This window comes from Lawsonibacter asaccharolyticus, from assembly GCF_022453915.1.
Classification (GTDB): Bacteria; Bacillota; Clostridia; order Oscillospirales; family Oscillospiraceae; genus Lawsonibacter; species Lawsonibacter asaccharolyticus.
This window is the reverse complement of record NZ_CP091870.1, coordinates 703,505-730,008: the sequence shown is the minus strand read 5'-3', so window position 1 is coordinate 730,008 and position 26,504 is coordinate 703,505. Positions and strand designations below refer to the sequence as shown.

The window sequence follows — 26,504 nt, the reverse complement described above, 5'->3', positions numbered from 1 at the left end:
CTCCCGATGCAGAAGAAAGCTTACCTCTCTATTATTTCCGCCGCCGCCCTCTGGGGCTGCATCGGTGTATTTCTCCGTCTGCTCACCGCCGCGGGCCTGGACTCCATGGAGTCGGTGGCAGTACGCAGCACGGTGGCCGCCATCCTTTACTTTTTCTGGCTGCTCTTCACTGACCGGGCCGCCTTCCGGGTACGCCTGCAAGATCTCTGGTACTTTGTGGGGACCGGCATCTTCAGCGTGCTCTTTTTCAACTGGTGCTACTTCAATGCCATCTCACTCAGTGCCCTGTCCGTGGCCGCCGTCCTGCTGTACACCTCTCCCGTCTTTGTGATGCTGCTCTCTGCGCTCTGCTTCCAGGAACCTATCACCCCCCGCAAGATCGGCGCCCTCCTGCTCACCTTCTGCGGCTGTGTGCTGGTGGCCGGCCTGTTTCCCGCCGGGGTGGGGAGCATCTCTGCCGCCGCGGTGCTTTTCGGCCTGGGTTCCGGCTTCGGCTATGCCCTGTACAGCATTTTCAGTAAACTGGCCCTGAAACGGTACTCCCCCTCCACCATTACCTTCTATACTTTTCTCTTCTCCGCTCTGGGCTCCCTGCCCCTGTCTCGTTTATGGGAGGACGCCTCCCTCCTTTTAGACCCCAGGGCCATCCTGGGCGGTCTTGGCATAGGCGTCTTGTGCTGCATCCTGCCCTATCTGCTCTATACGGAGGGCCTGCGCTGGGCAGAGCCCGGCAAGGCCGCTATTCTGGCCACTGTGGAGCCCTTTGTGGCCGCCCTCATCGGTATTTTCGCGTTTCATGAGGCAGTCACCCCCTATAAGCTGCTGGGTATGGCCGCCATCTTCGGGGCGATTCTGATCCTGAACCGCCGTCCCTGAACCGGCCCGTCACTTTGTCTGTCCACCTTACGCGAGCAAGGGCGGCTCCTATGGGAGCCGCCCTTCTTTTATGCTCTCTTCTCCGGCCCGCTTACAGCTTGACGAATTTGTCCCGATTGGCCCGGCAGATGGGACATTGATACCCCTCGGGCAGGGTCTCCTTCTCAGCCACATAGCCGCAGATGGTACACTTCCAGCCCTCATTGCCCTCCAGGGTGCGGTACACGGTAGCGGCCGGAGGCGTGGAGCCCCCGCCGTTCTTGAAGTCATCCACCGTCAGGGCAGGGCCTTCGCCCAAGGTCTCCGCCTCGGCAGCCTCTCCGATATAAAGCATATAGGTCCCCAAATCCAGCTTTTCCACGATCTTGCAGCTGATCCGGGCCAGGGCGTGGTCCTTCACATAGGGGTTGCCCGCCTCATCGGTCTGGACATCAAAGCCCTCAAATTTGTCCACCACCCGGCCGGACTTGTAGCCAAACAGGTCCACCAGATCCTTGGGAGTATCTTTGGCCAAGACAGTGGCGGCAAAGCTGCCCGCGGCCTCGATGGTCTTGAAGGTCTCATTGCTCTTATTGACCGTCAACGAGAATTTGTAGGGGCTGGAAGAGGTCACCTGATGCAGGGAGTTGACGATGCACCCATTGCGCTTCCCATCGGCGGCAGCCGCCACGATGAATAGTCCATAATTGATCCGGTTAAACGCCTTTCGATTCATAATATTCCCTCCGCACTCATCACTCATTTAATAGGAATCATTCCTGTTATTGCCTTCAGTATATCATATTTTGCCCCTTTGTCAAGGAAAAAACACAGTTAAAAATAAAAACGAGGAGCAGATAAAACTGCTCCTCGTCTGTGTAGGCACTACCTATTTTCCCAGCCCGTCTCCAGGCAAGTATCTTCGGCAGAAGCGAGCTTAACTTCCGTGTTCGGAATGGGAACGGGTGGACCCTCGCTCTAATCAGCACCTACTTTACTTTCTCCGAAAAGAAAGTAAGCAAAGAAAAGTTCTTGCGCCTTTTCTCTCCTTACCGTCTTCCCAACAGTAAGTATTATATCCGCTATTTTTGATTTGTCAAGAGAAATTTGGTGACCCGTACGGGAATCGAACCCATGTTTGCGGCGTGAGAGGCCGCCGTCTTAACCGCTTGACCAACGGGCCATCGTCGCTCCTCTTTCAGCAGTCCCCGCCCAGGACGCACCCAGCGTCCTGGACAGGACCACTTGGTGCACCTTCACGGATTCGAACCGGGGACCCACTGATTAAGAGTCAGTTGCTCTACCAACTGAGCTAAAGGTGCATCTCCTGCGCCTTCAAAACCGAACAGTGAAACTCGCTTTTCCTTCGCTCACAAGCGCCTGCATTCTTCTTCCCTGACCTTAAGGTCAAGCCCTCGGCTTATTAGTATCGGTCAGCTACATGCCTCGCAGCACTTCCACCTCCGACCTATCAACGACATAGTCTACGTCGAGCCTTACTCCATAAAGGATGAGAGATCTAATCTTAGGGAGAGTTTCACGCTTAGATGCTTTCAGCGTTTATCTCGTCCAGACGTAGCTACCCAGCTGTGCCCTTGGCAGGACAACTGGTGCACCAGAGGTCTGTCCATCCCGGTCCTCTCGTACTAAGGACAGCTCCCTTCAAATCTCTTACGCCCGCAACAGATAGGGACCGAACTGTCTCACGACGTTCTGAACCCAGCTCGCGTGCCACTTTAATCGGCGAACAGCCGAACCCTTGGGACCGAATTCAGCCCCAGGATGTGACGAGCCGACATCGAGGTGCCAAACCTCCCCGTCGCTGTGGACGCTTGGGGGAGATCAGCCTGTTATCCCCAGGGTAGCTTTTATCCGTTGAGCGACGGCATTTCCACTCACATACCGCCGGATCACTAACTCCAACTTTCGTTACTGCTCGACCCGTCGGTCTCGCAGTTAGGCTCGTTTATGCGTTTACACTCACTGCACGATTTCTGTCCGTGCTGAACGAACCTTTGAGCGCCTCCGTTACCTTTTAGGAGGCGACCGCCCCAGTCAAACTGCCCACCTAACAGTGTCCCCCGGCCGGATTCACGGCCGCAGGTTAGAAAACCAGTAAATCAAGGGTGGTATCCCAAGGGTGACTCCACCTGAGCTGACGCCCAGGCTTCCATGTCTCCCACCTATCCTGTACATGATTTACCAATCCTCAGTATTAAGCTACAGTAAAGCTCCATGGGGTCTTTCCGTCTAGTTGCGGGTAACCGGCATCTTCACCGGTACTACAATTTCGCCGGGTGGGCTGTTGAGACAGCGCCCAAATCGTTACGCCATTCGTGCGGGTCAGAACTTACCTGACAAGGAATTTCGCTACCTTAGGACCGTTATAGTTACGGCCGCCGTTTACTGGGGCTTCAATTCAGACCTTCGCTTGCGCTAAGCCCTCCTCTTAACCTTCCAGCACCGGGCAGGCGTCAGCCCATATACGTCATCTTTCGATTTAGCATAGACCTGTGTTTTTGGTAAACAGTCGCTTGGGCCTATTCTCTGCGGCTCCCCTTAGGGAGCTCCCCTTATCCCGAAGTTACGGGGTAATTTTGCCGAGTTCCTTAACAACCCTTCTCCCGTTGGCCTTAGGATTCTCTCCTCATCTACCTGTGTCGGTTTGCGGTACGGGCACCTTAGCATACACTAGAACTTTTCTCGCCTCGTCATTCTCCAGCTTCCCTACTTATTTTCGGTCCCTTTCGCCCGGGTCAACCAACGCCCGGGTCTGGATAGCTCCAAGTGTCCTTCTAGCTTAAGTTTCGGTGGCTACGGAATTTCAACCGTATGTGCATCGACTACGCCTCTCGGCCTCGCCTTAGCTCCCGGCTTACCTTGGGCGGACGAACCTTCCCCAAGAAACCTTAGATTTTCGGCCATTATGATTCCCACATAATTCTCGCTACTCATTCCGGCATTCTCACTCGAATACAGTCCACCGCTGCTCCCGCTGCGACTTCACCCCGTATTCGACGCTCCCCTACCATGCATTGCTGCATCCCAAGCTTCGGTGTTACGCTTAGCCCCGTTACATTTTCCGCGCAGAATCACTCGACCAGTGAGCTATTACGCACTCTTTTAATGAGTGGCTGCTTCTAAGCCAACATCCTAGTTGTTTTCGCAATTCCACATCGTTTTCCACTTAGCGTATCTTTGGGACCTTAGCTGTGGGTCTGGGCTGTTTCCCTTTTGTCCACGAGACTTATCTCACGTAGACTGACTGCTGACCATCAATTATCCGGCATTCAGAGTTTGATAGGGTTCAGTAACTTTATCAGCCCCTAGCCCATTCAGTGCTTTACCTCCGGTAATCTAAATCAACGCTAGCCCTAAAGCTATTTCGGGGAGAACCAGCTATCTCCAAGTTCGATTAGAATTTCTCCGCTATCCACAGGTCATCCGCCACCATTGCAACGGGGGTCGGTTCGGTCCTCCATGGGGTTTTACCCCCACTTCAACCTGCCCATGGATAGGTCACCTGGTTTCGGGTCTATTGCATACAACTTCATACGCCCTATTCAGACTCGCTCTCGCTTCGCCTCCGGTGCTGAACACCTTAAGCTTGCTGCATACAATAACTCGCCGGACCGTTCTACAAAAAGTACCTCATCACACCTTAACGTGCTTTGAGTGCTTGTAAGCACAAGGTTTCAGGTTCTATTTCACTCCCCTCCCGGGGTCCTTTTCACCTTTCCCTCACGGTACTGCTCCTCTATCGGTCATCAGGTAGTATTTAGGGTTGGAGGGTGGTCCCCCCGGTTTCCCACAGGGTTTCACGTGTCCTGCGGTACTCTGGATCCCAGCTGACAGAACTCAGTTTTCGCTTACGGGACTATCACCCGCTATGGTCGGCCTTCCCATACCGTTCAGCTAACTTATTCTGCCGTGCGCCGGTCCACAACCCCGGTGAATAAATCCACCGGTTTGCCCTCTTCCGCGTTCGCTCGCCACTACTAGCGGAATCTCTGTTGATTTCTCTTCCTCGCCCTACTTAGATGTTTCAGTTCAGGCGGTTCCCTACCTACGCCTATTTTGTTCAACGCAGGTTGACGGAGTATTGCTCCGCCGGGTTTCCCCATTCGGAAATTCCGGGATCAATGCTTATGTGCAGCTCCCCCAGACTTATCGCAGCTTGTCACGTCCTTCATCGGCTCCTGATGCCAAGGCATTCCCCTTGCGCTCTTTCTAGCTTGACCTTCGTAGAACAGCCTTTCAGCTGTTCTCTATCGTCATTTTAGAATTATGCAGGCTTCAGATTTGGTTCATTGTAGTTTGTGTTACCCTTTATTTAAAAGTCCACAAATTTTACTTTGTTACCTCTCTGTTGCTTGCTCGCAATTTCTTGCTTGCTTCACTGTTCAGTTTTCAAGGTGCAGGCTTCCAACCTTTTTCAAGGTCAGATTGAAATGCTCGGACCATTGCCCAAACACTTCAATCCGATCTTGGTGGAGATAAGCGGGATCGAACCGCTGGCCTCCTGCTTGCAAGGCAGGCGCTCTCCCAGCTGAGCTATACCCCCATACCTCAGAGCTTTTTAGTGGTGGGCCCAAGTGGACTCGAACCACCGACCTCACGATTATCAGTCGTGCGCTCTAGCCAGCTGAGCTATGGGCCCGTAAGGTTCGCCGCCCCTCCAGCGTGCGCCCTCTAAATTAAACAACGTAACGACTTTACGCTCCACCATTACTGACCTAGGACACTGCAGCAAACTATCGTCTGCTGAGTTCTCCTTAGAAAGGAGGTGATCCAGCCGCACCTTCCGATACGGCTACCTTGTTACGACTTCACCCCAATTATCGAACCCACCTTCGGCCGCGTCCCCCTTGCGGTTAGACTACGGACTTCGGGTGTTCCCGACTCTCATGGTGTGACGGGCGGTGTGTACAAGGCCCGGGAACGTATTCACCGCGGCATGCTGATCCGCGATTACTAGCGATTCCAACTTCATACAGGCGGGTTTCAGCCTGCAATCCGAACTGGGATGGCTTTTAGGGATTTGCTCCACCTCGCGGTCTTGCTTCCCTCTGTTTACCACCATTGTAGTACGTGTGTAGCCCAGGACATAAGGGGCATGATGATTTGACGTCGTCCCCGCCTTCCTCCGTTTTGTCAACGGCAGTCTCGCTAGAGTGCTCTTGCGTAGCAACTAACAATAAGGGTTGCGCTCGTTGCGGGACTTAACCCAACATCTCACGACACGAGCTGACGACAACCATGCACCACCTGTCTCTACTTTCCCCGAAGGGCACCTAATGCATCTCTGCTTCGTTAGTAGGATGTCAAGCCCTGGTAAGGTTCTTCGCGTTGCTTCGAATTAAACCACATACTCCACCGCTTGTGCGGGCCCCCGTCAATTCCTTTGAGTTTCAACCTTGCGATCGTACTCCCCAGGTGGGATACTTATTGTGTTAACTGCGGCACGGAGGGGGTCAGACCCCCCACACCTAGTATCCATCGTTTACAGCGTGGACTACCAGGGTATCTAATCCTGTTTGCTCCCCACGCTTTCGCGCCTCAGCGTCAGTTACTGTCCAGCAATCCGCCTTCGCCACTGGTGTTCCTCCGTATATCTACGCATTTCACCGCTACACACGGAATTCCGATTGCCTCTCCAGCACTCAAGAAAAACAGTTTCAAATGCAGGCTATGGGTTGAGCCCATAGTTTTCACATCTGACTTGCCTTCCCGCCTACACGCCCTTTACACCCAGTAAATCCGGATAACGCTTGCCACCTACGTATTACCGCGGCTGCTGGCACGTAGTTAGCCGTGGCTTATTCCTCAGGTACCGTCATTTGTTCGTCCCTGAGAAAAGAAGTTTACAACCCGAAAGCCTTCTTCCTTCACGCGGCGTTGCTGGGTCAGGCTTGCGCCCATTGCCCAATATTCCCCACTGCTGCCTCCCGTAGGAGTCTGGGCCGTGTCTCAGTCCCAATGTGGCCGGCCAACCTCTCAGTCCGGCTACTGATCGTCGCCTTGGTGGGCCATTACCCCGCCAACAAGCTAATCAGACGCGAGGCCATCTCAGAGCGATAAATCTTTGGCAGTCAGGACCATGCGGTCCAACTGCATCATGCGGTATTAGCAGGCCTTTCGGTCTGTTATTCCCCACTCCGAGGCAGGTTCCTCACGCGTTACTCACCCGTCCGCCACTAAGTAACCTTATCAATTGGACGAATCCTCTTTCTAAGGCACTCCGTTCGACTTGCATGTGTTAAGCACGCCGCCAGCGTTCATCCTGAGCCAGGATCAAACTCTCAATAAAATGGTATCTAAAGAACCGAGGCTCTTCAAATCACTTTATTGAAGCTCATTCCAGCTTCAAAGAAATTTAACGGTCGTCCTTCAAGCTCAAGCTTGTTTGAACAACCAAATCCAAATCTGGTGCTTCGTGTTTTCGTTACGTTGTTTAATTTACAAGGTGCACGCCGTTCATCGGTGGGTTTTAATTTTACCACACTCAAACTTGTTTGTCAAGAACTTTTTTCAAATTCTTTTTAACTTGTTTTTGCGCGGCCCGCTCGCTTTTCAGCGGCGGTTTTAAATTTTAGCACATCTCATTCGCTTTGTCAAGAACTTTTTTCGAGTTTTTTCAAGCTCTTTTGTTCTCTCATCCGCAGCGCTGTGCGCCCGCCGCCTTTCGGCAACTTTGATATGTTACCACATCTTTCTCGCTTTGTCAAGAACTTTTTTCGAACTTCTCAGTCGATCTCAAAGTCCTCAGCTTCGCTTCCCTTGTGATAACCGCACTTCAAATCCGCCCGCCTTTTTCTCAAAGGCGCTCTCGTGAAGTGCTTGATTACTATACCAAACACTTCCTCAGTTGTCAACACTTAATTTTCTTTTTTTCGACTTTTTTTGCTTTTCTCTGTCGAGCAGTCCAGTTTTGTTCTCTATAAAAGAATGTGTCCGCCTTCAGTGGACATCTATCTGTCTAATTCCTTCTTGCACAACGACACTCCTTGTGATACCCTTATTTTATCTCTGCTACTATAATAAAAGGGGGCCTTTCTGTGCCGATCCGAATCCCCGACTCTCTGCCCGCCCGGGCCATTCTGGAGGGCGAGAACATCTTTGTCATGACTGAATACCGCGCCATCCATCAGGACATCCGCCCGCTGAACCTGCTTATCCTGAATCTGATGCCCACTAAGATCGTCACCGAGACCCAGCTGCTGCGCAAGCTCTCCAACTCTCCGCTCCAGGTCCAGGTAGAACTGCTCCACACCCTGAGCCACATTTCCCAAAATACTGACGCCGAGCACCTGTCTTCCTTTTATACAACCTTCCATCAGATCAAGGATAAGAAGTATGACGGCATGATCATCACCGGAGCACCGGTGGAGAATTTGGATTTCACCGACGTGGACTACTGGGATGAGCTCTGCCAGATCATGGAATGGACCAAAACTCATGTCCACTCCACGCTCCACATCTGCTGGGGGGCCCAGGCCGGGCTGTATTACCACTACCAGATCCCCAAATATGATCTGGGCAAAAAGCTCTTCGGCGTCTTCCCCCATAGGGTGGTGCGCACCCAGTCACCGCTGTTCCGGGGATTTGACGATATCTTCTACATCCCCCACTCCCGTTATACCGAGAACCGCTTGGAGGATATCCAGCGGGTCCCTGAGCTGGAGCTACTGGCCATCTCAGAGCAGGCCGGAGTCTTTGCCGTCAAGAGTTCAGACAATCGGCGCTTCTTTATCACCGGACACCCGGAGTATGACCCGGACACCCTGGCCAACGAATATTTCCGGGATGTCAACAAGGGGCTGGATATCGCCGTACCGGAAAACTACTTCGCTCAGGACGACCCCTCCCGCCCCCCTGTCGTCCGCTGGCGTTCCGCCGCCCAGCTCTTCTATACCAACTGGCTCAATTATTATGTCTACCAAACCACTCCCTACGACTTGAAAAAGATCTCCGATTGACCGCACGGGGGAGCCCCCTGCGCCCGTCTGGAATATTCAGACGGGCGCAGGGGGCTCTTGATTTTCCATATGGAGCAGGAACCTCCCGCTCAGCTCTCCATCCGCTGTCCGATCTGCTCCAGCACCCCCTCCACCCGGGCACAGTGCCGGGGGAAGCGGCGCAGAAGCTCCGGGTCCGCCCCCTCCATGATCCAGGGCTCTCCCGCCAGCTCCAGCATGGGCACGTCGTTGTAATTGTCCCCCACTGCCAGCACCTGCTCCAGCCCGATCCCCAGAGCCCTGCACAGGGCCCGCACCCCCTTTCCCTTGTCCGCCGCGGTAAAGTCCAGCCACTTCTCTCCCGCCACCGCCACCCGCCAAATCCTCCGCCACCGGGGTGCCAGAACGGGCTCCGCCTCCGCGGACCCCCGGCGGCAGTAGGCGGACACCTTCACGATATCCTCCGTGATCTCCTCCGGGCGGTCCACCAGGGCGGTGCGGTTGCCCACAAAATAGCGCACATGGTCCACGATGTCCCCTTCCTTGGGGCACAGATAACTGATGCCGGCCCCGGAGATCAACACCTCGCACCCATCCATATCCAGGATCTCCCGGCACAGCTCCAGGGCCTGTTCCCTCTCCATGGTCTCCTTGGCCAATATCGGTCCCGGGTCGCCCGGTCCGAACACCACCGCCCCGTTCTCGCACACATAGTGCAGCCGGGAAGCTATGGGGGCGAACAGCCCCCGCAGGCTGTGGTACTGCCGCCCGCTGGCCGGGCAGAAGCGGACCCCCTGTTTCCCCAGACGGACCACCTCCCGGAATACAGCAGGGCTGATCTCCCGCTGTGTCCCCCGGAGCAGGGTCCCATCGATGTCGCAGGCGATGAGCCGGATCACAGGTCCCGCCCCCCTTCCAGAGGCGGGCACAGGTCCAGCAACCGGGAGAGGCATTCCAGATTCCAGTCCCCCGCCCCTGCCAAGGCGGCGGGACCTATGGCAGCTGCGGTCATGCCGGCGGTCCGTGCCGACTCCACCCCCGCCAGGGCGTCGTCCACCCCTGCGCAGTCCTCGGGCGGGAGCTCCAGCAGCTGGGCGGCCCGCAGGAATACCTCCGGGTCCGGCTTAGAGCGGGTGATCTGGTTCCCGTCCACCACCCGGTCCAGGAGGGCGTCCAAGCCGGTGCGTGTCAGGATCACCCCGGCGTTTTTGCTGCTGGAGGCGAGGCCCAGCCGATAGCCCCGGCGGCGCAGCTCCCTCAGGGTCTCCACCGTCCTCTCCGGCACATCGCCAGGGGTCAGCTCCTGGAGCTGGGCCCGGTAGCAGTCATTCTTTTCCTCCGCCATCCGCAGCTTCTCCCGCTCCGTATAGGACCGATTGCTGCCCTCCAGCAAAATCTCCAGGCTCCCCATCCGAGAGACACCCCGGCAGCGGTCCCCCTGTTCCCGAGTGAAGGGGAGGCCGAGCCGGCCGGCCAGGGCTTTCCAGGCCCGGTAGTGGAGCTCATCGGTATGGACCAGCACCCCGTCCAAATCAAAGACCAAGCCTCTCACCATGTCTCACAGCCTCCTAGCGGCAGGTATCCTGAAATTCCGACGGGCTCATGCCCGTCACTTTTTTAAATGTGGCAGAGAAGTAAGCGATGTCCCGATAGCCCACCCGCTCGGCCACCTCATACACCTTGGTGCGGCAGTCCCGCAGCAGCTCCATAGCCTTGTGGATGCGGTAGCGGGTGAGGTAGTTGAGCAGGGTGTAGTCGGTCTCCTTGCGGAACAGGTGGCTCAAATGGCTCTCGCTCAGCCCCAGGTGCTGGGCGATCTCCCCCACAGAGATGTTCTGGTCCCCGTAGTGCTGGCCGATGTAATCCATCGCCTGGAGGACATACTTGCTCTTGTCCCCCTTCTTCCGCTCCGGCAGGGCGGGGGCGGTCCCGCTCCCTTCCGCCTCTATACGGCGGCGCAGCTTGATCACCGCCGCCTCCAGTTCCCCGTCGTGGAAGGGCTTCAACAGGAAGTCCACCGCTCCCAGGCGCAGGGCGCTCCGGGCATAGGTGAAGCTGTCGTAGGCGGTGAGAATGATCACATAGGCCCGGCTGCCCCGGGCCCGCAGTGCTTCCATCATCTGAATGCCGTCCATATTGGGCATCTTCAGGTCAGTGATGATGAGGGAGGGGTCGTACCGCTCCACAGCCTTCAGGGCCTGGAGGCCGTCAGCAGCCTCCCCCACCACCACACAGTCCAGCGCGGCCCAGTCCACAGCCAGGACGATCCCCTTCCGTATCATCTCCTCATCCTCTACCACCAGTACCTTCAGCATATCTCTTCCTCCTTCCGCAGGGGCAGCGAGGCGGTCACCGCCGCTCCCGGTCCGCCGGGCCGGGAGCCGAGGCGGAGGCCATACGCCTCCCCGTAGTGCTTTTTCAGAATGGTGTCCACATTATACAGTCCCAGATGGCCCCGCCCGGAGGTCTCCGGGGGGCCGGTATAGGGTCCCATGAGTTCCGGGGGCAGTCCCCGGCCGTTGTCCTCTACCGAGATGGTCAGGGTTTGGGTTCCTTGACTGCGCACCCGGACCCAGATCACCCCGTCCTCCACCCCGTCCAGACCGTGGAGGATGGCGTTTTCCGCCAGGGGCTGGAGGATCATCTTGGGCACCCGGCACTCCTCCAGCTCCGGGGGCATGTCCACCTCCAGGCGGCACTTGCCCGACAGGCGGATGGACTGGATCTCCATGTACCGGCGGAGGATCTCCACCTCCCGCCGCAGGGGGACGAACTCGTCCGGGGAGATGCAGAAGCGCAGGATGTCCGCCAGGTCGGTGGACATGAGGGCCACCTGGGGCACCTGGTTGATCTTGCTGATCCACTTCATGGTGTCCAGCGTGTTGCACAGGAAGTGGGGGTTGAGCTGGGCCTGGAGCATCCGGATCTGGGCCTCATTCAACTCCCTCTGGTTCTCCACCAGCTGCTCCTGGTTGCGCTTCAAGGCCACCACCATTCCGTTGAACCGCTGGGCCAGCTCCCCCAGCTCGTCATCCTGATAGGGTGGGACGTAGACGTCCAGGTTGTTGTGGACCACCTCGCCGATGGCGCTGTGGAGCCGCTCGATGGGATAGAACATCTGCCTGCTCAGCCGCAGGCTCATAAGCACGGAGAGGCCCACGCACACCAGGGCGCTGCTCACCGTCACCGTGGTGAGCAGGCCCCGGGTATCCCGGTTCAGTGCCTGGGGCCGCTGGAGGACGGCGTACAGCCCCATCTCCTCCTGAAAGGCCGCCCGATAGGCGTACTCCTCCCCCTCCTGGCCCAGCTCCTCCCCCGCCAGCAGCTGCTCCCGCAGCTGGACAGCCAGGCGGCCGGCCAGGGCGGTCTGGCTGGCGTAGACGGGCCGCCAGTACCGGTCGAGGAGCAGCAGGTCGCTCTGTCCGCCGTAGGTCCCCTCCAGCAGTCGCTGGAAGTCCGCCCGGGTCAGGGTGATGACCAGATAGCCCGCGTCCTCCCCCGCCTCACCGGCGATCCGGGCCGCCCCCCGAAACAGGGGCGCGCTGTTCCCCTCCCCGCCGTCCACCTGTGTGAAGGCCAGCCCGACGCTCTGCCGGGCGGCGTAGAGAACGCCCCACTGGGTGGGCATCACCGGCTCCACCGGGCCGCTGCCGGTGGAGTACATCCAGACCCCGTCCCGGTCATACAGGTCGAACTGGGCGCTGAGACGGCTGCCCTCGGTGGCGCTGTACAGCTCGCTATAGACGGTAGTGCTGTCCCGCTGTCCCCGGGAGAGTGCAGGGGCCACATAGGGGCTTGCCTGAAGGGCCAGGGCTGTCTGCTGAAAGCCCTGGTACAGGCCGTCCAGGGAGCTTATCACGTGGTCCAGCTGCTCCCGGGACTCCTCCTCCAACTGGCTGTCCAGCCGCAGACGGAAGATCTGGAGCAGCATGGCCGAGCACAGCAGCAGCGGCAGCAGGGAGGCCAGCAGGAACCCCGCGAACAGCCTTCTGCGGAAGGAATGGCGTTTTTTCACGGCTCCTCCCCTCCCCCCAGATAGAAAGCCCAGGACATGAGGATGCTGTCGTGGTGCTCCACGGTCCAGGCCAGGTCATAGTCCACCAGGACGAGCTCCTCCAGCGGCCGCAGCACGCCGCCGCTCTCCACCCCTTCCCGTACGGGGCGTCTGGAAAACTCCGTCTCCAGCCGGTTCTGCACATCGTTGCCTGCAATGAAGTCCAGGAACTTCCGGGCGTTCTCCGGGTGGGGCGCTCCCTGCACCAGGGCGCCTCCATCCGGGATGCAGCTGGTGCCATCATCGGGGTAGATCAGAGCGATGTCCTCTCCCGCCGCCGCCCGCTTCAGGGCGGTCTCTTCCAGGGTGATCCCCACCAGGTCCGTCCCCCCGGCCACCGAGTCCAGCACCGCACCGGAGCTGTCCAGCTGCCGGCCGTCCAGGCTGACAGCAAAGCGCATCAGGGTCTCGTCCGTATCCCCGTCCACCGCCCGGAGCAGGGTGATCAGCCCGGTGAAGGAGGAGCCGGACACACTGGGATCGCAGAAGGCGATGCGCCCCTGCCATGCCGGAGAGAACAGATCCCGCCAGCCGGTGATCTGCCCCGGGACCACCAGTTTGGTGTTGTAGATGAGCACCACCGGCAGGGCGGAGAAGGGAGTCCACAGTCCCTCCTCCGAGCGCATGGCCGGGTCCAGCCCCTCCCAACCGGCACAGAAGTAGGGGGAGAAGCAGTCCTGATATGCCTCCAGGCTGTCCACGCCGCCGCCGAACATCACATCCGCCGCCGGGGCGTCCGCCTCCCGGCGCAGGCGGGCCAGCAGCTCGCTGGTGCCCCCCGCCTCCACCTCCACCCAGATGCCGGTGCGCGCCTCGAACTCCTGGATGATGGGCCAGTAGACCTCCTCCTTGTGGGAGGTGTACACCACCAGCCGCTCCCCCTCCTCCGGGGCGAACTCCGATGCGGAGGCCCTCTCCCCGGCCGCGCACCCGGTCAGGAGCAGCCCCAATGTCAGGGCCAGCGCTGCCAGCCGTCCTCTCATTCCGCTCCCCCCTCGCCTGTTTTGTGCTCAGTTTGGTGTTTTGCATAATTATATCACACCCCCCCTCCTCTTTTCATCTAATTTCCACAGAAATTGCAGAAGATAACAAAAAAGCGCAGATTTGTCCCCTGTTTTTTCCATCACGGAGGCGATACAATAAAATTGCACACAGGACCTGGGATATCAGGTTCAATTTTATGAAAAATGATGAAGGAGGAACCAAAATGAAACGTACCATTTCATTGCTCCTGGCCTGTGCCCTCAGCTTCTCCCTGGCAGCCTGCGGCGGTGGCGGCGGGACCCAGGGCGGCGGCAGCTCTGCGGGGACCAGCGCCGGCAGCTCCGCCCCTGCCGGCAGCGAACCCCAGCCCCAGCCCTCCGCCGATCTGACACCCACCCAGCAGATCATCCAGGAGGCCCAGGGGATGACCCTGGAGGAACTGGCCCAGAAGGCCATCGAGGAGTCCAACGGCAAAACCTTCCTGGGCGTGGGCAACTCCAGCCGCGGCAAGAGTGCCCTGCCCCTGTTCATCGAGTATCTGCAGTCCATCGACCCAAGCTACACCATGGAGTTCGAGTGGCAGCAGCCCAAGAACAACAAGATCTTCGATCAGCTCACCGCCGACTCCCTGAAGGACACCGGCACCTTTGCCATGACCCTGATCCAGGACGGCAACCAGATCGAGTCCAAGATGGTCCAGACCGGCATTCTGGACACCTTCATCCCCAAGGACTGGGCGGAGGCCAACGGCACCACCCCCGAGGAGTACCAGGGCTATCTGCCCCTTCAGACTCTGAACAAGATCTTCATGTACAACAACACCGGTTCCAAATCCTATGACAACTGCTGGGATTTCGTGGCCGAGGGCGAGCACGGCCTGTTTATGGACATCGACTCTGAAATCGTGGGTAAGAACTTCCTGTATATGCTCACCCGGGATGACTACGCCGCCATGCTGAAGGAGGCCTTCGATGCCCTGTCCGCCGAGGAACAGGCCTACTTCCAGCCCACCATCAACGAGATGGCCTCCGAGGCCGAGAGCCTGGGCCTGGGGGAGAACGGCAAATACGCCCTGGCCTGGATCAAGCTGTGGGTGGGCAGCTACAATGCCCAGACTGACGACGGCCCCATCTGCAACACCTTGGTGGACCAGTCCGCCACTGACCAGTTCGGCCTGATCGTCTACTCCAAGCTGCGCAGCGTGGAGGAGTCCGCCTCCGTCTCCAAGAACAACATCACCGTGGCGGCCTATAACGACGGCTACACCGGAATGGGCGGTTTCGGCTACTGCCACTATCTGTTCGTCACCGACAACAGCCCTCTGCCCTGGACTGCCTGCGCCTTCATCGCCTACATGACCTGCACCGCCGACGGCTTCTCCGCCTGGGGCAAGGACATCGGCGGCTACTCCTCTAATCCCGAGGTGGCTGCGGAAAACGAGGCCATCTATCACCACGAGACCGGCGGCATGGCCGAGGACGGCACCACCGTGGAGTACGCCGCCCTGAACGACCACGGCTACGACTGGTGGACCAACGAGGGCAAGCTGGTCCTGGAGGACCCCGAGTACTGCGCCTCCGTCTCCTTCACCGTGGGCAGCTGGATCGAGATGCTGGACAAGTACAGCGCCGGCTGAGCCCCATCCCCGGCGTCACCGGACCTCTGGGCGCTGAGCGCCGGTTTTGACGAAACGCAGAGCAGGGCGCCCTTGGAGCCGAGTTGCCTCCAAGGGCGCCCCTCCATTCCCGCATGAGAGGAGTGCCGCATATGAACCAAACCACGACCCCCGGCGCCGCACGGTCCGCCATCCTCTGGAACAGGCTCAGGACCTTCCTGTCCAAGCCCCACAACGTGATCCTGCTGCTGATGGGCATCGTGGTGACCATCACCACCATCGCCCCCATCGTGGCCATTGTGGAGGACACCTTCAAGATCCACCCCGGCACCATCGATGCCCATCTCACCGGCCAGACCGCCGGCTATACCCTGGTGAACTACATCGACCTGTTCACCAGCACCTTGGCCAAGACCAACCTGTGGACCCCCCTGCTGAACACCATCTATCTGGCCGTGGGCACCTGCTTGGTGTCCATCCTCTTCGGCGGAGTGTTCGCCTTCCTGGTCACCCGCACCAACCTGGCCTGGCGGAAATACCTCAGCTCCATCTTCATCTTCCCCTACATCATGCCCCAATGGACCCTGGCTGTGGTGTGGCAGAACCTGTTCAACTCCAACGCCGTCACCGGCACCTCCAACGGCCTGCTGGCCGCTACCGCGGGCATCCAGATGCCCCTGTGGTGGTGCAAGGGCCTCTTTCCCAGCCTGGTGGTGCTGGGCCTGCACTACGCCCCCTTCGCCTATATCCTCATCGGGGGCATCTTCCGCAACATGGACGCCAACCTGGAGGAGGCAGCCACCATTCTGGACACCCCCAAGTGGAAGACCATGTGCAAGATCACCCTGCCTATGGTGAAGCCGGCCATTCTGTCCACCATCCTGCTGGTCTTCGGCAGCTCCATGGGCTCCTACCCCGTGCCCCACTACCTGGGCCTGACCACTCTGTCCACCAAGTACGTGTCCATGAACTCCAAGTACACCGGCGAGGCCAGCATCCTGGCCATCATCATGATGATCTTTGGCGTGGCCATCATGCTCCTCAACCAGATGTCCCTCCACAGCCGGAAAAACTACACCACCGTCACCGGCAAGTCGGGACAGATCTCCAAGATCAATCTGGGCCGGGCGGGCAAATACATCATCGCCCTGGTCCTGGTGGTGGTCACCTTCTTCACCAGTATCTTCCCCATCGTCTCCTTCGCCTTCGAGACCTTCCTCCCCAATCCGGGGGACTACTCCTTCCTATACACCGGGGACCCGGACAACCTGACCACCAAGTGGTGGGTCACCGATGAGAACATCACCGAAAACGGCATGTACGGACAGAAAGGCATCCTCCACAACGACACTATCTGGAACGCATTCAAGGGCACCCTGCTGGTCAGCGTGGCCTGTGCCCTGCTGGCGGGCACCATCGGCACCCTCATCGGCTACGCCGTGTCCAAGAACCGGCGAAGTAAGGCGGCCAGCTATGTGAACTCCATGGCCTTCCTCCCCTACCTCATGCCCTCCATCGCCGTGGGGGCGGCCTTCTTCGTCCTGTTTTCCAATGAGCACGTCAACCTCTTCAATACCTATACTCTGCTCATCGTCGTAGGCACAATCAAGTACATCCCCTTCGCCAGCCGCAGCTCCCTCAACTCCATGCTCCAGCTGTCCGGCGAGATCGAGGAGGCCGCTATCATCCAGGATGTGCCCTGGGTCAAGCGGATGACCCGCATCATCATCCCCATCCAGAAGTCCTCCATCATCAGCGGCTATATGCTCCCCTTCATGACCTGCCTGCGGGAGCTGTCCCTGTTCATGCTGCTGTGCACCCAGGGCTTCATCCTGTCCACCACCCTGGACTACTTCGACGAGATGGGTCTATACGCCTTCTCCAGCGGCATCAACCTGATCCTGATCATCACCATCCTGGTGTTCAACACCGTGGTCAACAAGGTCACCGGAGCCAGTCTGGACGAGGGAATAGGAGGTTAAACCATGCCTGAGATCAAATTAGAACATGTGACCAAGCGCTGGGGCAAGTTCTACGCCGTGGATGACCTGGATCTGGTCATCCAGGACAACGCCTTCGTCACTCTGCTGGGCCCCTCCGGCTGCGGCAAGACCACCACCCTGCGGATGATCGCCGGTCTGGAGACCCCCACCAGCGGCCGCATCACCATCGGCGACCAGGTGGTCTTTGACAGCGCCCTGGGCATCAACATCCCGGCCAACAAGCGCAAAGTGGGCTTTCTCTTTCAAAACTACGCCCTGTGGCCCAATATGACTGTCTATGAGAACATCTCCTTCGGCCTGAAAAACATCAAGGAGCCCCTGCCCAAGGTCGACTTCGAAGCCAAGAACGCCGCCCGTTTAGCGGAGATCCTGGAGCAGCCCGCCGAGGTGGTCCGGGTGCTGGAGGAGTGCCGGGACAAGGACGGCAGGCTGGACCAGAAGAAGGCCCAGCTGAAGCTGGTGGACACATTCACCATCTCCATCTACACCGCCAAGCAGCTCCTCTCCTACCGCCTGGAGCAGTCCCCCGACCTGTCTGGAGAGATCGCCTCCCTCCGGGGCAGGGTGGAGGCCGCCAGGCAGTCCGCCGCTGCGGCGGGCGGCGAGCTGGACGGGGAGTTCCGCCTGGTAAAAGGGGGCCAGGTGATCACCGAGACCCGCAAGCTCACCCGGGAGGAGATCGACCTCACCGTCCGCCGGGTGGCCCGCATCGTGAAGATCGGCATGTTTATGGACCGCTACCCCGCAGAGCTCTCCGGCGGCCAGCAGCAGCGGGTGGCCATCGCCCGCACCCTGGCCCCTGAGCCTTCGGTGCTGTTCATGGATGAGCCCCTGTCCAATTTGGACGCCAAGCTGCGCCTGGAGATGCGCTATGAGCTCCAGCGCCTCCACGTGGAGACCGGTTCTACCTTCGTCTATGTCACCCACGACCAGATGGAGGCCATGACCCTGGCCACCCAGATCTGCCTCATTGAAAACGGCGTGCTCCAGCAGTACGACGCCCCCCTCACTGTGTACCACCAGCCCAACAACCTGTTTGTGGCCGACTTCGTAGGCAACCCCTCCATCAACTTCGTGGAGGCCAAGGGGGCGCAGCGGGCCGACGGCGCGGTGGAGCTCACCGTGTTCCAGGGCCGGAAAGCACTCTTCCGCCCCAGCACCCCGCTGGACCTGTCCCAGTGGTTCCGGGACCGGTCCGCCCAGGCGGCGGCCCGGGAGGAGGCCCATCGGAAGCGCGCGGCAGAGAAGTCCTATGTGGAGAAGGGCAATAAGGACGAGGCTTTCCGCTACCACATCGCCAAGGTGGTGGAGGACGACGACTCCCTTCAGGACGATCCAGTGCTCACCGACCAGGACCTGGTGCTGGGCATCCGCCCGGAGTTTCTGGATATTGCGGACCAGAGTCCCCTGGAGGGGGAGATCTATGGCGCCATGCCCACCGGCATGGAGTCCACCATCAAGGTGCGGGTGGACGACTTCCTGCTCACCGGCGTCATCTTCGGCAGCTCCCTGTTCACCATCGGGGAGAAGGTGCCTGTGACCGTCTCCGGGGACAACATCATGCTCTTCCACCGGAAGAGCGGCGCCTGCATCGCCACCGGCTCCCTGGAGCTGTGAAGCGTCTATCCAGGCGGAAATATCTCGCAGAAGGTTTTCTCCGACGCACATGTCGCCGGGGAAACCAGATCAGAATTTGGTCCACGCCTGCGGGCGCCAACTCCGCAAGGCTTTTTCCGCAAGCAGAACGACCGGGAGCCCCATGGGGCTCCCGGTCGTTCTGCTACAGTTGATTCTTATTTCAGGGTCACCGCGTCGTCTCTCTCAAACGCGGAGGCGCTGTAATAGCGGGTGATCGTGCCGTCCTCGGCCTTCTCAAAGCTGAAGTGCTCCATGAAATCCCACAGGATGGGCATCTCATAGGGACTGCAGTTATGGGCACGCAGCAGGGTATATCCATACTTGACCACGGGCACCCCGTCGCTATTCTCCCAAGTATAGACCTTGGTGCGGTCGTTGATAAACTCATGCTCATCATCGGCAGTACCAATCTGCGCGTCAGGCATGTTGTTCACATCAAAGAGGTAGGTGATCCACTCATTGGCCATCTCAGAGCCCCACAGGTCAGGCATCAGGTTATCCAGGTCGCTCTGGCCAGTGATGACAAAGTCGGGCATAGCCCCGCCAGCCCCCTCGGGCAGCTGAGAAGTGCCATCAGGCACGGCCAGTCCAGAGGTGGAGGCAGCAGCCGCATAGAATTCGGGGTTAGTGCGGACAAAGCCCTGTGTAGCCATGGAGCCTGCAGACTGTCCGGAGCCGTAGATCCGGGTGAAGTCCAGATCTGCATAAGTGCCGTCAATAGTCTCTTCCAGCACGGCCATCAGGGAGTTATAGAACTTGTCGGAGTCAGCGTGAGACACACTGCTGGGGCTGGCACTATAAGTCTCGCAGACGAAAGCCAGCACGATCCCCTCTTTGTCCGCCACCTGCCACCAGAGGGTGGAATCCATAAAAATGGAGTCAGTCTGGCTGTTGCCAGGGTAGAGCACGAGCACAGGCAGTTCCTTACCCTCAAATCCATCGGGCACATAGGCAATATATTCCCGGGGATCCCACAGCCCGTCGCCGCTGTTGTCACTGAAGGCGATCACGCCCACCTGGACGGTGCCGTGTCCGTCAATGGCCACATCCTCCTGGGCCAGGATCTGGGTCCCGTCGCTGAGGGTCTTCTGCACCTGTCCGGCCTTAGCCGCCTGCTGGGCAGCCACTCGGGCGGAGGTATAGTCTAGGCGGTAGGTCAGCGCGTTGCTATACGCGAAGGTGTTGTCGTAGCGGGTGTAGACAGACAGGAAAGCATAGATCTCAGCGGCGCTGGGGGTCTCAGAGCTCACCTTCACCTGAGAAATGCCGTACCGCTCACTGGCGGGGAGCTGCGCATTGGCAAAAGCAGTCTGGATCGCATCCGAGTCCTTATCCTGACGATATACGCCCTCCCCGTCTGCATTGGAAACGCAGTCATTGGCTTCTTTCCAATAGTCTACGCTGTCAGCAGAGGAGGTTCCGGCAAACCAGGTGGGTACAGGCACATCCTTACGGGCGATCTGCTCCATTCCGCACTCTTTCAGCACCGCCTGGAACTCTGCGTCGGTCTTGAAGCCAGCATCATAGCCACTGGTATTAGAGCCGTCATAAAGCGCAGAACCAGCCTCTTCCAGAACAGCCTTCCCGGCAGAAGCGGCATTTACAAAGGCCTGGCTGATGACAAAGATGGGATTCTCAGCGGCCCATGCCTCCAGGGGAGCGGCGCCCTCGCCGTAGCCTGCCAGATAAAACTCTCCAAAGGTGGAGAACACGTTGATGCCAGCCTCATTTCTGCCGCTCTTCAGGAAGGCAATGGCGGCGTCCATGTAGGCCTTCTCCTCCGCCGCGCTGCCCCAGCCCTCCGCGCCGGGCTCCAGCACGAACAGAGCCTCGCCCTTCTGGTCCATCAGGTCGATCCACCCCTCGTCCTCCAGGAACTGCTGGGTATCCACACCATTGGGCACCGCGATCACGGTGAAGTAGGAGCGGATGGACGCCTCCTCGGAGATGTACACCGTCACCTGGCGGTCACCCTCCACATCGATGTTCTTCGTGAACCAGCCGGTCAGCGGCAGCTGGGCCGCCTGGGTCCAGTCCTTCTCCAGCGCCGTGATCGTGTCCAGATCCACGCCGCCCAGCTCATACAGCCGCACGGCCACACCCGCCGTGTTGGCCCGGCTCACCGTGCTCTTGGGGGACAGCTTGCCGTCCACCGCCTGCATCACACCGCTGGACAGTGCCCAGGACATGGCCTCGCTGGCCCAGCTGTCCAGCTCCCCGGCATCGGCGTAACCGGCCAGGTTCGCAGAGGCGCTGACCGCCGCATCCTTATACTGCGCCGCAAACTTGGATGCCATCACCGCCATCTCCTGGCGGGTGATGGTCTGGTTCACACCGAAGCTTCCGTCCTCGTAGCCCGCCGTGATCCCCTGCTCCACCGCCCAGGTGGCCGCCTGGGCAAACCAGTCGCCCGTCTTCACGTCAGTGAAGGTGTCCTTGCTCTGCACCGCTGGCTGTCCCGCCATCTTGTACAGCATCGTCACCCACATGGCCCGGGTGATGGTGCTCTCCGTATCGAAGGTCTTCCCGCTCACGCCCGCCATCAGGCCGTAGTAGTTGGCGTCCATCACATCCTCGTAGTAGGATGCGCTCCGGCTCACGTCCTGGAACTTCTGCTCCGGCTGATACGCCGCGCTTCCAGGCACCGCCATGGCCAGAGACAGCGCCGCCGCAGTGGACACAGTCACAAATCTCTGCATCTTTCTTTTCATCTTGTTTGCTTCCTCCCTAAATTTGTTCACGCTCTGCAAAATAGATATCTTGTTCCTCTGCTTTACCGCCTCCCATTTTTCGTTGTTTTCCATAATTTTTGCTGCTTGGACTGATGTCTTTCATTATATCCTGTTCAATACATTTTTTCTAGTGTTAAATTATAGATAGTACCATGCAAAAGATTCATTGAATCTTTTGCAAATGACAGGCGGGGGAGGCCCTCCGGCCTCCCCCGCCCGTTCCCTTTCAACCCCCGGTCAGTCTTTTCAGACCCTCCCAGAGCTCGATGGCCTTGAACTTCAGCACATATCCCTGGGTCTCGCCAGTCATCAGGGCGGCCTGGTCATCGGTGAAGCGTCCCGCCTGGGCCGCCTCCTCCACTGTCTCGCTGGCCGCACCCAAGCACAGGGGCGGGAAGGCCACGCACCACCAGTTCTGCCCCGCTCCCTCGCCGATGACCACCCGCAGGGCCGTGTATTCTCCTGCCGGAAGGGCAAAGTCCTCATACTCCTTGCTGGGGAACCAGGTCTCTGTCAGCTCCGCCCGGACCGCGTAGTCGCAGCCCCGCTCCTCCAGCACCCGCTGTCCTGCCGCTGCCAGCTCAGGCAGATGCTCCTGGATGGCCGCCGCCGCCGCCGTGCGGTCTGCCCCCGCCGGGTACAGCTCCTCCGCGTGGGCCAGGACCTGGTCCCGAACCTCCAGTTTCAGTGCCTGGTCCTCCGGGCTGTCTGAATTGGCGATGACATGGAGGCGGATCACCTGGTCCGCCAGCCGCTCCTGCTCCCGGTCCAGCCATCCCCCCAGTGCCAGTGCGCACAGCACGCCGCACATCAGCGCCAACTCCCAGCGCTTCATTTTTCGGTCCATATACAACACCATCCATACCTTTCGTATTTTCCGAGTGGAATTCTACGAAGAGTATGGACAGTGTCTTTCCTTCTTAAACCGTTTCCGCCAAAAATGTATCCCGGTTCTGCTCTGACAGAAGGGCACAGGCCTCCTCTGCCAGCTCCTTCCGTTGGAACAGGCCAAAGGCGGTGGGGCCCGTCCCGCTCATGGTGGCGCCCAGGGCTCCGCACTGGATCAGTGTGTGCTTGATCTCTGCCACCCTTACCTCCTGCCGCTCCGGCAGCACTTCCTCAAACACGTTGTACATGCGTCGGGCCACACCAGGCAGGTCCCCCGCCGCCAGCGCTGCCAGCAGTCCGGCGGTGTCGGGCCGGCAGCGGACCCGCATCCCGTCGATGCGTGCAAACAGCTCTGGTGTGGAGACGGGGAAATCCGGCTTGCACACAGCCACCCAGCACCGGGGCAGCGGGGGCAGCGGGGTCAGCATCTCCCCCCGCCCCTCGGCCAAGGCGGTGCCGCCCAGTACGCAGTAAGGGACGTCGGAGCCCACCCCTTCCCCCACCCGTGCCAGCTCCTCCATGGAGAAGGGATTCCCCTCCTTCTCGTTCAGGGCCCGCAGCACAGCGGCGGCATCGGTGCTGCCGCCGGCCATCCCGGCGCACACCGGGATGCGCTTGCGGATGGAGATCTCCAGTCCCGGCACCGGTCGTCCCAGCGTCTCATAGAAGCGGAGCGCGGCGGCGGCGGCCAGGTTCTTGGGCCCCGTGGGCAGGAAATGCAGGTCGGTCTGCACCCGCACGCCCTCCCCGCCCGGCTCCAGGGTGAGGGTATCCCCCAGGGTGATGGACTGCATCACCATCTTCAGGTCGTGGTAGCCGTCAGGCCGCTTTCCCAGCACATCCAGCGTCAGGTTCAGCTTGGCGGGGGCAAATCGTTCCATCGTCCGCACCTCCACCGGTTCACAGCCGGATCTTCCGGGCCTCTAAGTAAAAGCGCTTGTCGTGGGCCTCCCCCATGGAGAAGGTCTTTCGGGGCAGCACTCCGTCGTGGATCACGGTGGGGAACAGCTCCTCCTTTTTCATGGGCGGCAGGAGGAAGCCGATGGCCTTGGGCCGCCGGGTCAGCTCTTCCACTACCTCGGCCCCGTGGATATAGTCCATGCTGACGCCGGACCGCCCCTCCATCCACCGGTCCAGGAAGGACTGAAGGGTTCCCACCGCCAGCTGGGCGGCGGGGTCTGGGACGGTGAGGGCCCCCCGGGCGTTCCCGTAGAGGTAGCGGATCACATGTCCGTCCCCCTCCCCCTCCCGGGCATCAGGGTAAGCCATGCGCAGGGCGGAGAGCACCTGGGCCGGCTCCGCGCCGAAGACCACCCGGTGGATGGGCTCGAACTCCAGGGACTCGTCGTGGAGGTTGACCAGCTCCGCCAGGGCGTACCGGGAGGGCAGGGTCTCCCACTGATCCTGGGGCGTGATGCGCTTCTGCCGCTCATAGCACTCCTTGGCGGTGGCCAGGGAGTGGTTCCCGTCTCCCACAGCGAACAGGAGGACAGGCTGGTCCTGGGTCCCGTAGCGGGCGTTGAAGGCGGCGGGATCAGCCAGAGCCTGGAGGGCGCCGGCCACGGCGGAGAGCTGCTCCCTCCCCAGCTTCCAGCCGGCCAGGTGGCCGCCCCGCTCCATCAAATCGAAGTCATAGACCTGCTCCATGCCCGCCTTCTCCCGGGCCAGGGGCTCGATGACGGTGCGCTCCGGATCGTCAGTGAGGAGCATGACGTGAGGCAGCTCAATGGGGGCGTTCTTCCGCACCGCCACTCGGGGCGGGATACGGGAGAGGACGGTGCCCTCGGTGGCCCGCACCTGGGCCGGGGAGCCCGGCTCATAGTCGTACTGCTCCAGGTCCACCATGCCCACCAGTCCTCTGCGGAGCTTTCCGTTGTGCAGGGTGCGCTCTACATAGATCATGGTCTGGGGCAGAAGGGCAAACCTCTCCTCCCGCAGATAGCGGGACATGGTGTTGTTGATCTCCATGATGTCGGTCTCCACGCTGGGACCGTCCAGACAGCTCTCCGGCAGGATGAGCCGCAGGGATGAGGGGGCCCGCCCCACCCTCTCTTCTACCCGCTGCCAGTATTCCGGCTGTGAGGTGTACTGGTCACAGGCCACCACGCTCCACAGGCCCAGGTCGCAGTTTTGGGGGAGCAGGATATCCGCCGGACGAAAGGGGAGGGTTTCAAATAAATCATTCATCAATGGTCACTCACTTTAATCGTTCTCTTGATGCAGGGGGATTTTGCCGGCCTTGGCAGTTTTGGTTCTTTCCGCAGGGCGCGATGACGCGGCGCGCCGTCTTGGGTAGTTTTCGCAGGTGGGTCGCCGCCTGCGGGCGGCAAGTGACTTTCCCAGCGCCGGGAAAGTCACCAAAGGATCGCCGGGGGGCAGCTCAGGATGATCGCTTCACGCTCATATCCGCCTTACCCCGGGTCCTTCATTACGGGGACACGCTCCTGTTTGGTCATACGTTATTTCCGGCTCGCAAAATCTGAGTGGATGGTCTAAATTCCCACCGGGCCACTGGGCCCTGGTCTGCAGAAATTCAGGGCGCATGCAATTCCACAACTGCGCCTGGCTTTGCTAAGCCGACACTCCCGGTGCGAATCCTGGCATGCCGGTCTGGGACCGGCCTCTACGGCATCACCAAAGAGGCCCCTTTTTGCAGGAGCGGCACACTTGGACGGCACGCTGTGGGAAAGGTTACTTTTTGAGACGCTGCCACTCCTCCAGCTGGGAGATTATGGCATCCAGCTTTTCTTCCATCCGGTCCCACTGTTTCTTGACCTTCCAGCAAAGGACCACCAGCGCTCCCAGCCCCACAGCCTTCACAGCAATCAGGAGCAGGGCCGCGATGCGGGCCGCCATGTCAAGGCTGCCCAGCCAGGCCGCCAGGTAGACGAGGAAAATAAGTCCAAAAATGACCGCCACGGTCTTCATAGGGCCCGCTCCTTTCGCAACACCTATCTTTGCTTCTGCTCTGTTGGGGGCACTCCTCAATGTGATTTGAAGTGCGGTCTGATTTCGTCTTCTCCGTTCTTTAGACAGAGAGCTATCAGCCTATGGCCCCCTTGATGGCTTCCAACAACTCGCCGAACTCCTCAAAGGCGGGCAGCTCCGGGTGGTCGGCCCTGATGGCCTGGGTGCTCTTGAACAGGAAGCCCGCCTTGCTGGCCTGGATCATCCCCAGGTCGTTGAAGCTGTCCCCGCTGGCGATCGTCTCATAGCCCATGGACTGGAGGGCCTTCACCGTGGTCAGCTTGGACTGGGGGCAGCGCATCCGATAGCCCGTGATGGCTCCGTCGGGGGCCACCTCCAGGGTGTTGCAGAAGATGGTGGGCCAGTTCAGCTTGGCCATCAGGGGCTTGGCAAACTGCTCGAAGGTGTCGCTGAGGATGACCACCTGGGTGAGGGTGCGCAGCTCGTCCAGGAACTCCTTGGCCCCCGGCAGGGGGTCGATCTTGGCGATGGTGGCCTGGATCTCCTTCAGGCCCAGGCCGTGCTCCTTCAGGATCTCCAAGCGCCACTTCATCAGCTTGTCATAGTCCGGCTCGTCCCGGGTGGTGCGCTTCAGCTCCGGGATACCGCTCTCCTCCGCAAAGGCGATCCAAATCTCCGGGACCAGGACCCCCTCCATATCCAGGCATACGATATTCATGGTCGATTCTCCTCTCTGTTTCCCGGCCTGATGTCCCCGACCGAGTCCCTTCTCTTGTGTGGTCCCCGACCCACAGGGTGCAGGGATTACATGGGGCTCGTCCCAGAGGCAGACCAAAGCCGGGCGCTTTT

General features: G+C 59.6%; 17 protein-coding genes, 4 tRNA genes and 3 rRNA genes. 5 read left to right on the top strand and 19 right to left on the bottom strand.

All coding sequences use genetic code 11. The features are described 5' to 3' along the window. Window positions 1–6 precede the first annotated feature (6 nt). Window positions 7–876 carry a DMT family transporter gene (locus L9O85_RS03310; RefSeq protein ID WP_050625336.1) on the top strand — a complete coding sequence of 290 codons (870 nt, stop codon included), beginning with the start codon at window positions 7–9 and terminating at the stop codon, window positions 874–876. A 91-nt stretch (window positions 877–967) separates the two neighbouring features. On the opposite strand, the gene L9O85_RS03305 is transcribed toward L9O85_RS03310, so the two are convergent. The 8 genes from L9O85_RS03305 to L9O85_RS03270 form a co-directional block, all read right to left on the bottom strand. Further along, a complete protein-coding gene (locus L9O85_RS03305; RefSeq protein WP_276758659.1) occupies window positions 968–1,591 on the bottom strand; it encodes a flavin reductase in 624 nt (207 codons plus the stop codon). Between the two features lie 141 nt (window positions 1,592–1,732). After that, window positions 1,733–1,848 (bottom strand): 5S ribosomal RNA (gene rrf, locus L9O85_RS03300). A 115-nt stretch (window positions 1,849–1,963) separates the two neighbouring features. Further along, window positions 1,964–2,038, bottom strand: a tRNA-Glu gene (locus L9O85_RS03295). A 63-nt stretch (window positions 2,039–2,101) separates the two neighbouring features. Next, window positions 2,102–2,177: transfer RNA gene (locus L9O85_RS03290), tRNA-Lys, on the bottom strand. A gap of 81 nt (window positions 2,178–2,258) precedes the next feature. Further along, window positions 2,259–5,096 (bottom strand): 23S ribosomal RNA (locus tag L9O85_RS03285). A 247-nt stretch (window positions 5,097–5,343) separates the two neighbouring features. After that, a tRNA-Ala gene (locus L9O85_RS03280) sits at window positions 5,344–5,419 on the bottom strand. Window positions 5,420–5,438: 19 nt separating this feature from the next. Beyond that, window positions 5,439–5,515 (bottom strand) — tRNA-Ile (locus L9O85_RS03275). A gap of 119 nt (window positions 5,516–5,634) precedes the next feature. Then, window positions 5,635–7,165, bottom strand: a 16S ribosomal RNA gene (locus L9O85_RS03270). The 16S, 23S and 5S rRNA genes sit together here with 4 tRNA genes alongside, the layout of an rRNA operon. A gap of 748 nt (window positions 7,166–7,913) precedes the next feature. Here L9O85_RS03270 and metA point away from each other — a divergent pair. Next, window positions 7,914–8,834 carry a homoserine O-acetyltransferase MetA gene (gene metA / locus L9O85_RS03265; RefSeq protein ID WP_050622571.1) on the top strand — a complete coding sequence of 307 codons (921 nt, stop codon included), beginning with the start codon at window positions 7,914–7,916 and terminating at the stop codon, window positions 8,832–8,834. 89 nt (window positions 8,835–8,923) lie between these two features. Here the strand turns inward: metA and L9O85_RS03260 are convergent, their stop codons facing one another. From L9O85_RS03260 to L9O85_RS03240, 5 genes are read right to left on the bottom strand one after another with little or no spacing between them, the layout of a single operon-like run. After that, window positions 8,924–9,712: an HAD family hydrolase gene (locus tag L9O85_RS03260; protein WP_301579596.1), complete on the bottom strand. Its 789-nt coding sequence runs from the start codon at window positions 9,710–9,712 to the stop codon at window positions 8,924–8,926. Next, entirely contained in the window at window positions 9,709–10,368 is a 660-nt protein-coding gene (pgmB, locus tag L9O85_RS03255; protein ID WP_108979623.1) for a beta-phosphoglucomutase, read from the bottom strand. Before pgmB ends, L9O85_RS03260 begins: the two co-directional genes overlap by 4 nt. A 13-nt stretch (window positions 10,369–10,381) precedes the next feature. Continuing rightward, entirely contained in the window at window positions 10,382–11,128 is a 747-nt protein-coding gene (locus L9O85_RS03250) for a response regulator transcription factor (protein WP_108979624.1), read from the bottom strand. Then, on the bottom strand, window positions 11,122–12,828 hold the full coding sequence (locus L9O85_RS03245) for a cache domain-containing sensor histidine kinase (RefSeq protein ID WP_276758698.1): 1,707 nt from the start codon (window positions 12,826–12,828) through the stop codon (window positions 11,122–11,124). Before L9O85_RS03245 ends, L9O85_RS03250 begins: the two co-directional genes overlap by 7 nt. Next, the gene (locus L9O85_RS03240; RefSeq protein ID WP_301579594.1) at window positions 12,825–13,850 is read right to left on the bottom strand and encodes an ABC transporter substrate-binding protein; all 1,026 of its coding nucleotides are present in this window, start codon (window positions 13,848–13,850) and stop codon (window positions 12,825–12,827) included. Before L9O85_RS03240 ends, L9O85_RS03245 begins: the two co-directional genes overlap by 4 nt. 224 nt (window positions 13,851–14,074) lie before the next feature. On the opposite strand from L9O85_RS03240, the gene L9O85_RS03235 reads away from it, so the two are divergent. The 3 genes from L9O85_RS03235 (at window position 14,075) to L9O85_RS03225 (ending at window position 19,086) form a co-directional block, all read left to right on the top strand. Further along, the gene (locus L9O85_RS03235; protein WP_108979626.1) at window positions 14,075–15,487 is read left to right on the top strand and encodes a hypothetical protein; all 1,413 of its coding nucleotides are present in this window, start codon (window positions 14,075–14,077) and stop codon (window positions 15,485–15,487) included. A gap of 131 nt (window positions 15,488–15,618) precedes the next feature. Further along, window positions 15,619–17,448: an ABC transporter permease gene (locus L9O85_RS03230; protein ID WP_277117909.1), complete on the top strand. Its 1,830-nt coding sequence runs from the start codon at window positions 15,619–15,621 to the stop codon at window positions 17,446–17,448. Window positions 17,449–17,451: 3 nt separating this feature from the next. Beyond that, window positions 17,452–19,086, top strand: coding sequence for an ABC transporter ATP-binding protein (locus L9O85_RS03225; RefSeq protein WP_301579593.1), 1,635 nt, complete (start codon window positions 17,452–17,454; stop codon window positions 19,084–19,086). A 176-nt stretch (window positions 19,087–19,262) separates the two neighbouring features. Here L9O85_RS03225 and L9O85_RS03220 read toward each other — a convergent pair whose 3' ends face one another. The 6 genes from L9O85_RS03220 to thrH form a co-directional block, all read right to left on the bottom strand. Next, the gene (locus tag L9O85_RS03220; protein WP_301579592.1) at window positions 19,263–21,818 is read right to left on the bottom strand and encodes an S-layer homology domain-containing protein; all 2,556 of its coding nucleotides are present in this window, start codon (window positions 21,816–21,818) and stop codon (window positions 19,263–19,265) included. A gap of 247 nt (window positions 21,819–22,065) precedes the next feature. Then, window positions 22,066–22,686: a stage II sporulation protein R gene (spoIIR, locus tag L9O85_RS03215; protein WP_301579590.1), complete on the bottom strand. Its 621-nt coding sequence runs from the start codon at window positions 22,684–22,686 to the stop codon at window positions 22,066–22,068. 73 nt (window positions 22,687–22,759) lie between these two features. Beyond that, window positions 22,760–23,608 (bottom strand): 4-(cytidine 5'-diphospho)-2-C-methyl-D-erythritol kinase, encoded by an 849-nt coding sequence (ispE, locus tag L9O85_RS03210; protein ID WP_050622581.1) that lies wholly within the window; start codon window positions 23,606–23,608, stop codon window positions 22,760–22,762. Between the two features lie 19 nt (window positions 23,609–23,627). Then, window positions 23,628–24,914: a DUF1015 domain-containing protein gene (locus L9O85_RS03205; RefSeq protein WP_301579588.1), complete on the bottom strand. Its 1,287-nt coding sequence runs from the start codon at window positions 24,912–24,914 to the stop codon at window positions 23,628–23,630. 504 nt (window positions 24,915–25,418) lie between these two features. Beyond that, entirely contained in the window at window positions 25,419–25,655 is a 237-nt protein-coding gene (locus L9O85_RS03200; RefSeq protein ID WP_050622583.1) for a hypothetical protein, read from the bottom strand. Between the two features lie 115 nt (window positions 25,656–25,770). Further along, a complete protein-coding gene (gene thrH, locus L9O85_RS03195; RefSeq protein WP_108979631.1) occupies window positions 25,771–26,373 on the bottom strand; it encodes a bifunctional phosphoserine phosphatase/homoserine phosphotransferase ThrH in 603 nt (200 codons plus the stop codon). Window positions 26,374–26,504 lie beyond the last annotated feature (131 nt).